Annotated in this window: 8 protein-coding genes; 5 read left to right on the top strand and 3 right to left on the bottom strand. The window is 70.1% G+C overall.

The window, feature by feature from the left end; all coding sequences use genetic code 11:
- Window positions 1-70: 70 nt before the first annotated feature.
- On the top strand, window positions 71-8,212 hold the full coding sequence (locus tag MEBOL_RS27055) for a S8 family serine peptidase (RefSeq protein ID WP_170115602.1): 8,142 nt from the start codon (window positions 71-73) through the stop codon (window positions 8,210-8,212).
- 77 nt (window positions 8,213-8,289) lie between these two features.
- Window positions 8,290-9,465 (top strand): tRNA-uridine aminocarboxypropyltransferase, encoded by a 1,176-nt coding sequence (locus MEBOL_RS27060; RefSeq protein ID WP_095980163.1) that lies wholly within the window; start codon window positions 8,290-8,292, stop codon window positions 9,463-9,465.
- 39 nt (window positions 9,466-9,504) lie between these two features.
- On the opposite strand, the gene MEBOL_RS27065 is transcribed toward MEBOL_RS27060, so the two are convergent.
- The 3 genes from MEBOL_RS27065 to MEBOL_RS27075 all read right to left on the bottom strand — a co-directional run bounded on the left by MEBOL_RS27065 (window position 9,505) and on the right by MEBOL_RS27075 (window position 12,239).
- Window positions 9,505-10,584 carry a cytochrome-c peroxidase gene (locus MEBOL_RS27065; protein WP_095980164.1) on the bottom strand — a complete coding sequence of 360 codons (1,080 nt, stop codon included), beginning with the start codon at window positions 10,582-10,584 and terminating at the stop codon, window positions 9,505-9,507.
- 128 nt (window positions 10,585-10,712) lie between these two features.
- On the bottom strand, window positions 10,713-11,057 hold the full coding sequence (locus tag MEBOL_RS27070) for a TRL domain-containing protein (protein WP_095980165.1): 345 nt from the start codon (window positions 11,055-11,057) through the stop codon (window positions 10,713-10,715).
- Between the two features lie 72 nt (window positions 11,058-11,129).
- Window positions 11,130-12,239 (bottom strand): acyltransferase family protein, encoded by a 1,110-nt coding sequence (locus tag MEBOL_RS27075; RefSeq protein ID WP_095980166.1) that lies wholly within the window; start codon window positions 12,237-12,239, stop codon window positions 11,130-11,132.
- Between the two features lie 104 nt (window positions 12,240-12,343).
- Here MEBOL_RS27075 and MEBOL_RS43180 point away from each other — a divergent pair, with 104 nt between their 5' ends.
- Genes MEBOL_RS43180 through MEBOL_RS27090 form a run of 3 tightly spaced genes read left to right on the top strand, consistent with a single transcriptional unit; the run spans window position 12,344 to window position 14,464 of the window.
- A complete protein-coding gene (locus tag MEBOL_RS43180) occupies window positions 12,344-12,874 on the top strand; it encodes a YfiM family protein (protein WP_245918884.1) in 531 nt (176 codons plus the stop codon).
- Window positions 12,875-14,017, top strand: a complete 1,143-nt coding sequence (locus MEBOL_RS27085; RefSeq protein ID WP_095980167.1) for a cytochrome-c peroxidase — start codon at window positions 12,875-12,877, stop codon at window positions 14,015-14,017. It abuts the gene before it with no gap.
- Between the two features lie 42 nt (window positions 14,018-14,059).
- Complete coding sequence (locus MEBOL_RS27090; protein ID WP_095980168.1) at window positions 14,060-14,464, top strand: hypothetical protein; 405 nt, start codon at window positions 14,060-14,062, stop codon at window positions 14,462-14,464.
- Window positions 14,465-14,587 lie beyond the last annotated feature (123 nt).

Consider the following 14,587-nt stretch of genomic DNA (forward strand, 5'->3'; position numbering starts at 1 on the left):
AGTTTTGATTCCAGCCGTGCTAGACGATTCGCGCCCAACCCGATGGGCGATAGAGGGGGCTCTTCCAATCATGACGACATCCGCGATGAGCAGCGTGCGACTGCTCTGGGCCGTGGGGCTGTTGGCTGTGCTGGCGTGTGGAAGTCCCGCCAGCGAGCCCACGCTCCCAGTGCGTGAGGGATTCCGGGCGGGGCTCTCGCTCCACAAGGTCCAGCTCAGCGCCGAGCGCGCCGGGCAGCTGGCGCGGGGTGGGGTGCCGCTGCGGACCCTCGCGGACTACGGTGCCTTCACGCTGGTGCAGGTGGAGGACGCGGCCCTCGCGGCGCTGCCCGAGGGCGAGGGCGTGGAGCCGCGGGACGACTCCAACGATCTCCTGCTCAACGCGGGAGTCATCGACACGGCGTCGGCGCATGGACGGTCGCTGCGGGGCATGAAGGCGCGGGCGGCGGGCAAGGGCATGCACCTGGTGCAGTTCGTGGGCCCCATCCAGCCCGAGTGGTACGCGGCGCTCGTTGCCACGGGGGTCCAGGTGGTGGCGTACATCCCCCACAACGCCTACCTCGTGTATGGCGACGGGGCCACGCTGGAGCGCCTGCGGATGCACGTGAGCGGAGCGCCCGTCATCCAGTGGAACGGGGATTACCTGGATGACTACAAGCTGGCTCCCTCCATCCTCGAGGCTCGGACGGAGACCTACGCCGTCCAGCTCATCAAGGACGACGAGGCGAACCGCGAGACCCTGGACCTGGTGCACCGGCTCCAGAAGCGGGAGGGCGTCACCCAGGAGGCCCTGGGCTACGTCAACGTGGTGGTGGCCCTGGAGCGGCGGCGGCTCTTCGAGCTCGCGACCCGTCCGGATGTCGTGTCCATCCAGCCGCACTTCACGCCCCGGAAGTTGGACGAGCGGCAGGCGCTGATTTCCGCCGGACAGCTCTCGGCCTCGGGGACGGGGCCCGCCGCGGCGAGCTATCTGACCTGGCTGGCGTCCAGGGGGTTCACCCAGGCGCAGTTCAACGCCTCGGGCTTTGGCGTGGACCTGTCGGACAGCGGTCTGGACAATGGGACGCTGCCGCCCAACCACTTCGGCCTGTACACGAGCGGCGACGTCTCCAGCACGAGCCGCTTGGTCTACAGCCGGTTGGAAGGAACCCCCAACACGGGAAGCACGCTCCAGGGCTGTGATGGCCATGGCGCCGTGAACGCGCACATCATCGGCGGGTACGGCATCCGCGATGGGACTCAATTCAAGGATGGCGGGGGCTACTACCACGGACTGGGTGTGGCGCCCTTCGTGCGGATGGGCGCCTCGGTCGTCTTCGACCCGGATTACTTCACCTATCCCGACTACGAGGACCTCCAGTCGCGCGCCTATCGCGATGGCATGCGCATCGGCAGCAATAGCTGGGGCTCCGCCAGCAACGCCTATACCGCGGATGCGCAGCGCTTCGACGCCCTGGTGCGGGACGCGCAGCCCACGGGCTCGGCGGTGCCTGTCGCGGGCAATCAGGAGATGGTGCTCGTCTTCTCGGCGGGCAATTCGGGCAGCGCGAGCGGCTCCCTGAGCAGCCCCGGCTCGGGCAAGAACGTCATCACCGTGGGCGCCTCCGAGAACGTGCGGCTCTTTGGCAACTCGGACGGGTGCGGCGTTGACGACAACGCGGCCGACAACCTCCTCGACATGGCGGCCTTCTCCAGCCGGGGGCCCACCGCGGATGGACGCAAGAAGCCAGACCTGGTGGCTCCTGGCACGCACGTGGTGGGCGGCGCACCCCAGAGCGATGTGCAGCGCAGCCCGACACCTCCGTACCCCTACGGGCTGGCGAACTCGTGCCTCACCGGGAACGGGATTTGTGGTGGCACCACCTCGAGCTTCTACCCGACCGGGCAGCAGTGGTTCATCGCCTCCTCGGGTTCCAGTCACGCGTCTCCGGTGATCGCCGGAGGGGCGGCGCTCGTGCGCCAATACTTCATCAACCAGGGCCATGCGCCGCCGAGTCCGGCGATGACGAAGGCCGTCCTGATGAATTCCGCCCGCTACCTCACCGGGACGGGCGCGGGTGACAGCCTCTATTCCAACAGCCAGGGCATGGGCCTGGTGGATCTGGGCAGGGCGTTCGATGGGGGCGTGCGCATGCTGGAGGACCAGAAGCCGGCGAATCTGTTCACCGGCTCGGGCCAGTCGCGCTCCTTCTCCGGAACGGTGACCGACACGAGCAAGCCGGTCCGCGTCACGCTGGCCTGGACGGACGCGCCGGGCTCCACCACCGGTTCCGCCTGGAACAACAACCTGGACCTCTCCGTGACGCACAACGGCGTCACCTACAAGGGCAACGTCTTCTCCGGTGCCACCTCCACCAGCGGGGGGAGCGCGGACGCCGTCAACAACGTGGAGAGCGTCTTCCTGCCGGCGGGAATCTCGGGCCCTGTCTCCGTGACGGTGACAGCGTCCAACATCAACTCGGATGGCGTTCCCGGCAATGGCACCGCGTTGGATCAGGACTTCGCGCTCGTCGTCTACAACGTGACGTCCTCCGCGTGTTCCGCGGGTGCGGCTCCCACGGGGGTGATGGCGACCGCCATCGGCAACAACCGCGTCGACGTGAGCTGGAACGCCGCCAGCGGCGCCTCGTCGTACACCCTCTATCGCTCCACGACGGCGGGCGGGCCCTACACGCAGGTGGCCAACCTGGGGACGACGTCCTATTCCGACACCGGCCTGCCGGGCGGTGTCCGGCATTACTACGTGGTGACCTCCACCGCGTGCACGGAGTCCGCCCGGTCCGCCGAGGTCTCGGCGGTGCCCAACGGCACGTGTGGTCAGCGGCCCTCGTTCGTGGGTCTCCTCGGCGCCACGAGCGGAGCCTCGTCCACCTGCACCAATACGCTGACCTGGTCCGCGGCGACGCCCCACTGCGGAGGGTCGCTGAGCTACTCGGTGTACCGGAGCACCACGTCGGGCTTCACGCCTTCCTTGGCCAATCGCATCGCCACGGGCGTGAGCGCGACCTCGTTCTCGGATGACGCGAACCTGACGAACGGCACGGCGTACCACTACGTGGTGCGCGCCACCGAAACGTCCACCACGACGCTCGAGGACACCAACACGGTCCAGAGGTCGGTCACGTCCACGGGGGCGAATGCTTCCGCGGTGAATTACTTCGATGACTTCGATGGCAACCGTCCCGCGAACGCGGACGCGTACTGGACGTCCTCGGCGATGAATGGGAACACGGCCGCCCTCAAGATCATCAGCGGCTGCTACTACCAGTCAGCCACGAAGGCGTACCGCTTCGGATCGACCGATCCAGCCTGCGGTGGTTTCTATCCCTCGAATACGGATGTCGTGCTCGCGCTGGGTGGCAACGGCTCGGTGAGTGGTCTCAATGGCTTCTCCCTGCCGGCTGGCGTGTCCGGAGCCGAGATGACGTTCAATCTCTGGCACTCGATGGAGTCTGGCTACGACGGCGCCTGGCTCATGTACAGCACCACGAGTGCGTCCGGTCCTTGGACCCCCATTTCCGACGTGGTTTCCTCGACGGCGCCGTACATCTCGGCGGGGGGGTATAACGGAGTGCTCAGGTCCGACAACACGCTTCGTACCTGGAGCAGCCAGAGCGGCGGTGGGACTGGCGGGCTGAACGCCGTCACCGTCAAGCTGGGGGCCTTGGCGGGTCGGACGGTGTGGTTCGGTTTTCGCTTCTACAGCGACGACACCGAAGTGGCCGAGGGCGTCTATGTGGACAACGTTCGCATCACGGCGGGCGCCATCGTTGCTTGCTCCACCCGCACGGTGCCCGCGGGCTCGGCCGTGACCTACCGGGTGAGCGGACTGGGCGCTTCCACCGTGGTCAACACGCCTGTCTCCCTCACCGTGACCGCGTTGGACTCCTCGGGCAATCCGGCGACGAGCTACAACGGCAGCGCGGCGTTCACCAGCAGCGATCCCCAGGCGGTCCTCCCGTCCACCACGGCCTTCAGCTCGGGCGTGGCCAACGTGTCCGTCACCTTCAAGACCGGGGGCACCCAGTCCATCTCCGTGTCGGACACGGTGCGGCCCGCGCTCTCGGGGGGCGCCAGCACCCTCGTCACCATTCCTCCCGCCACCCGGCTCGTCTTCACCGTGCAGCCTGGGACGACCGCGGCGGGCAAGTCCATGACGCCCGCCGTGAAGGTGGGGCTCCTGGATGCGTCGGGCAATCCCACGACGGGCAGCCAGAGCATCACCCTCGCGGTGGCCAGCAACCCGAGTGGTGGAACCTTGTCCGGGACCACCACCGTGAACGCGGTGGCGGGGGTGGCCACGTTCAGCGACCTGTCCATCGACAAGGTGGGCGCGGGGTACACGTTGTCCGCCAGCGCCACGGGCCTCACGGGCGCCACCAGCTCCACCTTCCAGATCACCGCGGATGCGCCGTCGAAGCTCGTCTTCGTGACTCCGCCCGCTCATGGCGTCGCGGGTGAGGCCTTCACGCCGTCGGTGCGGGTCGCGCTGGTGGACAAGTTCGACAACCCCACGGCCTCCACCGCCAGCGTCACGGTCGCGTTGGGCGCCAACCCGGGCGGCGGCACGTTGTCGGGCACCCGCACGGTGAGCGCCGTGGGGGGCGTGGCGACCTTCTCCTCCCTGACCCTCGACAAGGTGGGGACGGGCTACACGCTGGTGGCGACCTCGGGTGCGCTCCCCTCCGTGACGAGTGGCGCGTTCAACCTCGCCGCGGCGGCGCCGTCCCGGCTCGTCTTCACCCAGCAGCCGACCTCGACCACGGTGGGCGCCGGCATCACTCCGGCCGTGAAGGTCGCCTTGCAGGACGCGTACGGCAATCCGGCGACGGAGGCGACCAACGCGATCTCGTTGTCGCTCGCCAACAACCCGAGCGGCGCCACGTTGGGAGGCTCCACCACCGTGAACGCGGTGGCGGGCGTGGCCACGTTCAGCGCGCTGTCGTTGGATCGCGCGGGCAGCGGCTACACCTTGTCCGCGACCTCCAGTGGCCTGACCTCGGCCGTCAGCACCGGCTTCAACATCGGCGCGACGTCCGCCACGCAGCTCGTCTTCACCACCTCGCCTCCGAGCACCGTGACCGCCGGTGCCCCCTTCACGGCGAGGGTGGAGGTGCGTGACAGCGCGGGCAATCCCGTCTCCGGCTCGTCGGCGCAGGTGATGCTGTCGCTCGTCAACGCCGCGGGCGCCACGCTGGGCGGCACGACGACGGCGAGCACCACGGGCGGGGTGGCCACCTTCTCCAACCTCACCGTGGACAAGGCGGGCACGGGGTACGCGCTCCAGGCGTCCGTCTCGGGCCTGCCGTCCAAGACGTCGTCCTCCTTCGGCGTCAACCCGGGCGCGGTCGCGGCCCTGGGCTTCCTCGCGCAGCCGGGCAACACCGCCGCGGGCGCGACCCTCGCTCCCCCGGTCCGCGTGGCGTTCCAGGACGCGCGGGGCAACACCGTGTCGTCCACCAGTGGGAGCATCACGCTGGCCCTGGGCAACAATCCCTCGAGCGCCACCCTGGGGGGCACGAAGACGGTGACGGCCGTCAACGGCGTGGCCTCCTTCACGGACCTCTCCGTGGACAAGGTGGGCGCGGGGTACACGCTGCGGGCCACGTCCGGTGCGCTCTCCGCCACCAGCGCGGGCTTCGACGTGACGGAGGGCTCGGCGGTGCGGCTCGTCTTCCGTACGGCGCCAGCCAACGGCGTGGCGGGGTCGGTGCTCTCCGCCGTCGAGGTGGAACTCCAGGATGCGCTGGGCAACCGCGCGACGGGCTCCACGGCGCCGGTGACGCTGAGCCTGGGCGGTCCGTCCGGAGGCACGCTCGCGGGCACCCTCACGGTGTCGGCTGTCAGCGGCGTGGTGACGTTCTCGACCCTCTCCATCGACAAGGCGGCGGCGGGCTACACGCTCACCGCGCGTTCCCCGGGCCTGACGGAGGCCACCAGCGCCTCCTTCTCCATCACGCCGGGGGCGGCCTCGGCGCTGGCGTTCGGGGTCCAGCCTGGCGGCGTGGGCGTGGGCGCTTCCATCACTCCGGCGGTGAAGGTGGGCTTCGTGGATGCGTTGGGGAACACCGTTTCCTCCGCGTCCGGGACGGTCACCCTGGCCCTGGGCAACAATCCCTCGGGTGGAGCGCTGGGCGGCACGTTGTCGGCGGCGACCGTCAATGGCGTGGCCACCTTCGGCAACCTGTCCGTCGACCGCCAGGGCGTGGGCTACACGCTGGTGGCCACCTCGGGCGGCTTCTCGTCCGTGACGAGCTCGGCCTTCGATGTCCTCGCCCTGAGCGGCGCGACGCGGCTCGTGTTCAAGCCGGGCCCCACCAGCACGCAGGCGGGGCCGCTGGGCGCCGTCGCGGTGGAGCTCCAGGACGCCGACGGCAGGCGCGTGGCGGAGGCGCGTGCCATCACCCTGTCGCTCCAGGGCGGCTCGGGGGGGACCCTGACGGGAACCTCCACGGTGAACGCGAACAGTGGCCTGGCGACCTTCCATGATCTGTCGATCACCCGGGCGGCGGTGGGCTACCGGCTCCTGGCGCACGCGGATGGCCTGCCGGATCTCCTCAGCGCTCCGTTCGATATCGCTCCTGGCACGGTGGCGGCGCTGGCCTTCACCGTCCCCCCGAGCAGGACGGTGGCGGGCTCGGTCATCAGCCCGGCGATCCAGGTGGCCCTCCAGGACGCGCATGGCAACCGGGTCACCAGTCCGGCCCAGGCCGTCACGCTCTCGCTGGGGAACAACCCGAGAGGGGGAGTGCTCTCGGGCACGACGACGATGACCACCGTGAACGGCGTGGCCACCTTCCCGGAGATTTCGCTCAACCGGGCGGCCGCGGGCTACTCGCTGATCGCCCGGGTGACGGGGGCGTCGGACGCCACGAGTGGTGCCTTCGAGATCGTCGCGGGGCCGGCCGAGGCGCTGGCCTTCACCGTGCCTCCCAGCGAGGTGGTGGCCGGCTCCGTCTTCTTCCCGGCGGTGAAGGTGGCCGTCATGGACGCGCTCGGCAACACCGTCCCCTCGGCGACTCCGCGCATCTCCCTGGCCCTGGGCAACAACCCGGGCGGGGGGGCGCTCACGGGGGTTTCCTCGGTGACGGCGGTGGAAGGCGTGGCCAGCTTCGGCAACCTGGGCATCGACCGCCCGGGGACAGGCTACACGCTGGTCGCCACGGCGGACGCCTCCTCCGTGACGAGTCCGGCCTTCAATGTCCTCACCTCGGAGGGGGCGGCCCGGCTGGTGTTCAAGTCCAGTCCGACGGGGGCGGTGGCGGGCGCCTCCCTGGGCGTCATCCAGGTGGAACTGCGAAGCGCCAGTGGCGCGATCATCAACGACAGTTCGCGGAGCGTGATGGTGGGCCTGGGTGAGAACCCGAGGGGCGACACGCTGTGGGGTACCACCTCGGAACCCCTGGTCAACGGGGTGGCGACGTTCGACACCCTGAGCCTGCGCAAGGCCGGTGGGGGCTACACGCTGGTGGCGAGCGCTCCCGGTGCCACCGTGGGGACGAGCGCGGTGTTCGCGGTGGTGGCGGGCCCGGCGGCCCGGTTCGCGATGGAGCTTCCCGCGAGCGTGACCGCGGGCCAGGAGACGACGCTGTCCGCCACGGCCTTCGACGCCCATGGCAACCCGGCTCCGTCCTATTCGGGCCAGGTCAAGGTAACGAGCTCGGATCCAAAGGCCGTCTTCCCCGCCACCGCGACCTTCGTGGAGGGGTTGCTCGGGGGTCTCCAGGTGACGTTCAAGTCCGGAGGCCAGACGACCCTCACCCTGACGGACGTGGGAGACGCGGGCCTCACGGGCTCGACCGACATCCGCGTCGACACCTTCGCCCCGCCGACGGTGGCGTTGACCGAGCCGGTGGGCGGCAGCACCGTCTCCGGTGACGTGACCCTCATCGCCCGGGGCTCCGTGGCCTCGGGTACCACGGTGGCCCGGCTCTCCATCCTCGTGGACGGAAAGGAAGTCGCCCAGGGGACGGACTCCACGCTGAGCACCGTCTGGGACAGCACCCAGGTCGAGGAGGGGGCGCACACCCTCACGGCGGTCATCACCGATGCGGCGGGCAACACGACGACCTCCGCGCCGGTGAACATCACCACGCGGGGCGGGGGTTGCGGGTGTGGGGCCACGTCCGGGAGTGACGCGGGCCTGTTCCTGGGCCTGTTCGCCCTCGCGCGCACCCTGTCCGGGCGCCGCCGGGGCGCGAAGGCGGCCTGACACCTCGGAGGGGAGGCGAGGGGCGCGCGCGCATGCCTCCCCTCGCCGCTCGTCCCGGGGGCTGATAAAGCGGCGGGGTGCGTAACCTCTGCCTGCGCTGCCTCCGCCCCCAGGCCACGTGCTACTGCGCGCGTGTGCCCCGGGTGGACTCGCGCACCCACGTCGTCTTCCTCCAGCACCCCCGAGAGCGGCGGGTGGCCATCGGCACGGCCCGCATGGCGCACCTGTCGCTGCCCAACTCCGAGCTCCACATTGGCGTGGACTTCACCGGCCACGCGCGGCTCACCCAGCTCGCGGCCCGCCCCGAGCGCGTCGCCGTGCTCTTTCCGGGCGAGGAGGCCATTTCCCTGGAGGAGGCGCGCGAGAATCCCCCCGAGACGCTCATCGTGGTGGATGGCACCTGGCCGCTCGCGCGCAAGCTGGTGAAGACGAACCCGTTGCTCGCGGGCCTGCCGCGCATCGGCTTCGTCCCGCGCCGGCCGAGCAACTACCGCATCCGCGCGGAGCCGGCCGACCACTGCGTCTCCACCATCGAGGCGGTGGTGGAGGTGCTGGGCACGCTGGAGGGCGGGCAGGAGCGCTTCGACGCGCTGCTCGGCGCCTTCGACTTCATGGTGGACACGCAGCTCGAGCGCCAGTCGACGCGCCTGGGCCCCGCGCGCAAGCGGCTCTACAAGTCCGCGTGGCAGCCGCCGTTGGAGCTGCGCTCCATCGCCGAGGACTTCGAGCGCCTGGTGCTTCTCTACGCCGAGGCCAACGCGCACCCCCTGGAGGCCGGACTGCCCTCGGAGCTGGTGCACCTGGTGGCGGCGCGGCCCTCCACGGGCGAGCGCTTCGAGGCCATTGTCTCCCCGCGTCAGCCGCTGGCGCGCAGCACGCCCCTGCACGTGGAGCTGTCCGAGGAGGAGCTCAGGGCGGGGGAGTCCCTGGAGTCCGGCCTCGCGCGCTTCCAGGCCTTCCTGCGTCCGGAAGACAAGCTCGCGGTGTGGACGACGTTCGCGCTGGAGCTGCTGCGGCGGGATGGCTTCCCGGTACCCGAGGCGGTGAACGTGCGGCTCGCGTGCGCGCGGGCGCTCAAGCAAAAGACGGGGGGGGTGGAGCAGGGGGCGGAGCAGCTCGGGGGCGCTCCGGGCGAGCCCTGGACCCGGGGGCGGGCCGGCCGGCGCATCGCGGCCCTGGAGGCCGCGGTCCGGGCCCTCGCCGAGCGCGGGCGGGCCACCGAGCCTCCACCCCGGCGGGCCGTGGCGTCCTAGCCACGGCTCCCTGGCGCGGAGGCCCGGAGGGTCAGCGCATCACGTGGGGTCCGGCTTGGGCGTCTTGGGGCCGCTGGGGGGCAGCTTGGGCTTGGCGATGTAGCCCTTGGGCAGCTCGCCGGTGAGCGAGTCGAGGAAGGCGAGGATCTGCTTCGCGTCCGTGTCCGTGAGCTGCTTGCCGAGCTGGTGCTGGGCCATGAGCTTCACGGCCGTCTGCAGCTCGGTGATGGAGCCGTCGTGGAACCAGGGGCCCGTCTTCGCCACGTTGCGCAGGGTGGGCACGCGGAAGACCATCCGGTCCGACTCCTTCTTCGTCAGATCGAAGCGGCCCTGATCCTTGGCCTGGTAGGGCACCACGAGGCCCAGCTTCTGCAGCGAGCCGCCCAGGGCGGGGCCGTAGTGGCAGGTCTGGCAGCCCTGATCCAGGAACGTCTTGAGGCCGGCCTTCTCCACCTGGGTCAGCGCCTTGTCGTCACCGCCGAGGAACTTGTCGAAGCGCGAGGGCGTGACGAGCTGGCGCTCGAAGGCGCCAATGGCCTTGGCCAGGTTGTCGTAGGTGACGGGATCGGCCTCGCCCGGGAAGGACTTCTGGAAGGCGGTGACGTAGCCGGGGATGGACTTGATCGTCGCGACGACGTGGTCGGCGCTGGGCATCGCCATCTCGACGGGGTTGAGGATGGGGCCCTTGGCCTGCTCCTCCAGGTTGGCGGCGCGGCCGTCCCAGAACTGGGTGGTGTGGCCACCGGCGTTGTACACGGTGGGCGAGTTGCGGCCGCCGAGCTGCTTCTTGTGACCCGTGGAGGTGGGCTTGTTGTCCACGCCGAACGTGTTCAGGTCATGGCAGCTGTTGCAGGACAGGTCCTGGTTCTTCGACAGGCGGGTGTCGAAGTACAGCATCCGCCCCAGCTCCACCTTCTCCGCGGTGATGGGGTTCTTCGCGTCCTCGAATCGGCTGGGCAGCGCCTTGAAGGCGGTGAGCAGGGCCCGGTCGATGATGACGTTCTGCGCGGCGGTCGCGACACCTTCGGGAGAGGGCTTGGCCGCGGGCTGCGCGACGGCGGTGGCACCCACGGCGGCGGTGGCGACGAGGAGGGGTCGAACGAGGGTCTTGAATTTCATGGAGTCTGCTCTGTGCCTCGCGGCCGGTGACTCCGGTGGGAGCCAAGGGGGGAGCCGGACGCGGACAGGAAATTAGCAGTCTCCACCGGGGGAGGGAAACGCACGCCCGGAGCGGGACGGCGGGGCGCCTAGTCGCCGTACACGACGACGCAGTACTTGGCGTAGATGCCGATGATGTTCTCGAACTTATGGTCGATGTGAGTGATGCGGCTGATGCTGGCCTTGCGCGCGGCCGCGGCGGCGCTGGCGTCGCCCGTGGCGATGAGTCCCAGGATGGACGTCGCGCAGCCCTCGCCGCTCTTGCTGCCCAGCTTCGTCTGCTCGTTGATGAACTCGGAGGCGGACGTGTCGGCGTAGAGCGAGGTGGCGCCGATGATGGGGCGGCCCGTGAACGCGATTCCCGCGCAGCCCGTCAGAGACAACAGCGACAGGGACAGCATGGCGGTGGTGGCGGACTTGCGCGGCAGGAGCATGTTTTCCTCTCTAGGCGTCGGGTGAAGAACGCGCCGCGCATCTAACTCGTACCCAGGGCCGCCGCAAATTTTCTATGTGCGTTGGCCGGGTCTCAGCGCCCCGTTTACCGGGAGAATCCGGGTTCGCCGGGATTGGCCATCCATCGAGCGGCCCGATCGGCGGATCCGGCGTGCCAGCAGGGCGATGCCGTAGCACACCGCGAGCAGCGTGAGCCCCACGAGCAGCGCCGCTCCCAGTTCGAGCACCGGGCCCACGCGGCCCGCCAGTCCCGCGATGCCCGCCCAGCCGTACACCACGGGCAGGTGCAGCACGTAGAGCCACAACGTGGTGCGGCCCAGGGGCGCGAGCGGACGGGTGATCACTTGCGGCACGAGGTTGACGGCGCCCAGTACCAGGAGCCCCTGGCCCACGCGGAAGGCCACGAGCCATGCGCTCTGCGGACTCCAATCCGAGGGCAGCCGCGACGTCGCCAGCATCAGCCCTCCGCCGAGCACCATCAGGGCGAGTCCCTGGGGCCATCCCGGGCGCATGGCGCGCAGCAGGTGGGCCACGAGCGCTCCGGCGAAGAAGAAGCCGGCCCAGGGAAAGAGGGGGAAGCGCGAGCCGGGCATGCCCACCGCCTGCCGCAGCTCCACGGGCGCGTTCGTGACGGCCGTCCACGCCCAGCCGCTCGCCAGGGGAATGCCCACGGCGAGCACGGCGAGGGCCGCGGCCCGTGTCCAGGTGCCTCGCGCCAGGACGAGCACCGTCGCGCCCACGCCCAGGCTCACGCCAATGCTCTGCAGGGCATCGAAGGCGAAGAGGCGCGCGCGCAACTCCTCGCTCCAGCCCAGGGCATGGACGGTGTCCCAGCCTGGCCAGTGCATCAGGTAGCCGAGGAAGAGCAGCAGCAGCGCGCGTTGCCACCGTCGGAAGAAGGACGCCTTCGCGCTCTCCGGCGACGTGCCGAGCGCGGCCACCACCGCGAAGCCCGCCACCAGCAGGAAGAGGGGCGCGGTGATGCCCCGCAGCGTCCAGTACGACTGCACCCAGGGGTGGTCGCGCACCTGCGGCGCGAGCAGGGCATCCAGGGTGTGTCCCAACACCATGGCCACGACGGCCAGACCTCGTGCCGCGTCGAGTCCGGGATGCCGGGTCGAGGGCTGGCGCAGGTCGAAGAGCGAGGTACCGGGTCGGGTCACGGCACCCGATCATAGGGGCAAGTGCCCGGCTCGTCTCGAAAACCGCGGCGCGGCCCGTTTCCCTGGCTGACGAGGTACCTCCGCGGTGATGTCATGTGCGGACCATGACCTTCCGTGCGCGCCCGCTCCTCCCGCTGTGTTGCAGCCTGTCGCTCGTCCCACTGTCCGCTTGGAGCCAGGCGAGCCAGACACCCCCGCGAGACGACTGGTTCGCGCGCGACAAGGCGCTGCACTACAGCGTCAGCGCGGGACTGGCCGGGGCCGGATATGTGGGGGGCGCGCTGCTCTTCGACGCGCCCGAGGCCCGGTGGCTCACGGGCGCGGGGGTGGCGCTCGGCGCGGGCGTGGCCAAGGAGTTCTATGACGAGGGCCGCGGCGGCTTCTTCTCCTGGAAGGACATCACCTGGGACGTGTTGGGCACGGCCAGCGGGCTCGCCCTGTCCTGGGCCGTCGATCGGCTCGTGTTCCAGCGCCTGGCTTCCCGGGCGCCAGCCCCCCAGCGGGACGAGGCAGCGCTTCCGGCAAGCATGCGCCTTACCCTGGCCGCGTCTCCCCAGGTGGGGGCCCATCCCCAAGCCGTGTCGGGGAATGATAGGAATAGACCCGTCATGCTGTTCTTGCTGGGAGGTTGGTAGATGATGCGCAGTCGGCTCTGGTTGGGCGTGGGCCTGGTGTCCCTGGGTTCCATGGCGGTGTCGTGCAGCAAGGAGTCTCCCGCGCCCGCCCCCGCGGCCGCGCCGGCGCCCACCGCGGCGGCTCCGGCGCCCACGCCCCCCCCCGAGCCGGCCCGGCCCCAGATGAGCCACGCGAAGCTCGTCGCCTTCTTCCGCCCCGCGGCGTCCCAGGCGGCCGCGGCCGCCGCCCTGGCGGAGGCGGCCAAGACGGACTCCCCGGAGCGCATCGCGCTCGGACGCATGCTCTTCTTCGAGAACCGCCTCTCGAAGAACCACGACATCTCCTGCAACAGCTGCCATGACCTGGCCTCCTTCGGCGTGGACGGCAAGGCCACGTCCCTGGGGCACAAGGGTCAGAAGGGCAGCCGCAACTCGCCTACCGTCTTCCATGCCGCGGGCCACGTCGCCCAGTTCTGGGACGGCCGCGCCGCCACCCTGGAGGAGCAGGCCGCCGGTCCGATGATGAACCCGATGGAGATGGCCATGCCGGACGAGAAGCGCCTGCTGGCCACGCTCAACTCCATCCCCGAGTACGTGCGGGCCTTCAAGGCGGCCTATCCGAAGGACAAGAAGCCCGTGAGCGTCACCAACGCGGCGCGCTCCATCGCCTCGTTCGAGCGCGGGCTGATCACCACGTCGCGCTTCGACAAGTTCCTGGCGGGCGACGAGCAGGCCCTGAGCGAGCAGGAGCGGCGCGGCCTCGACCTCTTCGCCGCCTCGGGCTGCACCACGTGCCACAACGGCCCCTCCGTGGGCGGCACCTCCTTCCAGAAGCTGGGCCTCATCGAGGAGTACCCCACCGAGGACAAGGGCCGCTTCGGCGTGACGAAGAACGAGGAGGACATGCACAAGTTCCGCGTGCCCACCCTGCGCAACGTGGAGAAGACGGGCCCCTGGTTCCACGACGGCTCCGTCACGGAGCTGCCCGAGGCGGTGCGCCTCATGGCCAAGCACCAGCTGGGCATGAGCTTCACCGAGCCCGAGGTGGAGGACATCGTCGCCTTCCTCAAGAGTCTCACGGGCGAGCTGCCCGGCGCCGACGTGCTCACCCCGCCCACGCTGCCCCCGAGCACGCGCACCACCCCCAAGCCGGATCCGACGTAAAGACTCGCCTCCCGGAGCCAGGGGCATTAGGAAGGCGCCGCCATGATCTTCCTCTTCAAAGCCCACTCCGGGTTGCGCTACCTCGTACTGCTGGTGGGGCTCATCGCCCTTGCGTACTTCGTCTTCGGGCTCGTCACCAAGCGGCCCGTGGACAAGAAGGTGCGCATCCTGGGCTCCAGCTTCGCCGGCCTGCTCGACACCCAGGTCCTCCTGGGCATCGTGCTCCTGGGCTCGGGTTGGCCCTTCCAGCCCATGCTCTGGGGCCACCTGTCCCTGATGGTGCTGGCGGCCGTGGTGGCCCACGTGTTGTTGGTGGTCAACCGACGTCGTGCCCAACCCGGCTTCCTGCTGCCGCTGCTCGGCGTGGGGGGCGCCCTGGTGTTGATCTCCCTGGGCATCCTGGCCATTGGCCGGGGGGTGTTCAGCTCCACCGTCACCGGGGGCTGACATCTGTCCGCCAGCAGGCGGATGGCGTCCTCGGAGTGCGGGGCCATTCACCTCGTGGGGCCATGGGCTTTCGTCTTCGCGCCGGATGATTTACGTACTTGGGAGTCGGTAGGCTTTCACCGA

The organism is Melittangium boletus DSM 14713, from assembly GCF_002305855.1.
Lineage (GTDB): Bacteria > Myxococcota > Myxococcia > Myxococcales > Myxococcaceae > Cystobacter > Cystobacter boletus.

What these genes read in the sequence shown, in the direction of transcription:
- MEBOL_RS27090 (WP_095980168.1), top strand. Translation starts at nt 14,060, where the DNA reads ATGATCTTCCTCTTCAAAGCCCACTCCGGGTTGCGCTACCTCGTACTG.
- MEBOL_RS43180 (WP_245918884.1), top strand. Translation starts at nt 12,344, where the DNA reads ATGACCTTCCGTGCGCGCCCGCTCCTCCCGCTGTGTTGCAGCCTGTCG.
- MEBOL_RS27065 (WP_095980164.1), bottom strand. Translation starts at nt 10,584, where the DNA reads ATGAAATTCAAGACCCTCGTTCGACCCCTCCTCGTCGCCACCGCCGCC.
- MEBOL_RS27055 (WP_170115602.1), top strand. Translation starts at nt 71, where the DNA reads ATGACGACATCCGCGATGAGCAGCGTGCGACTGCTCTGGGCCGTGGGG.
- MEBOL_RS27085 (WP_095980167.1), top strand. Translation starts at nt 12,875, where the DNA reads ATGATGCGCAGTCGGCTCTGGTTGGGCGTGGGCCTGGTGTCCCTGGGT.
- MEBOL_RS27070 (WP_095980165.1), bottom strand. Translation starts at nt 11,057, where the DNA reads ATGCTCCTGCCGCGCAAGTCCGCCACCACCGCCATGCTGTCCCTGTCG.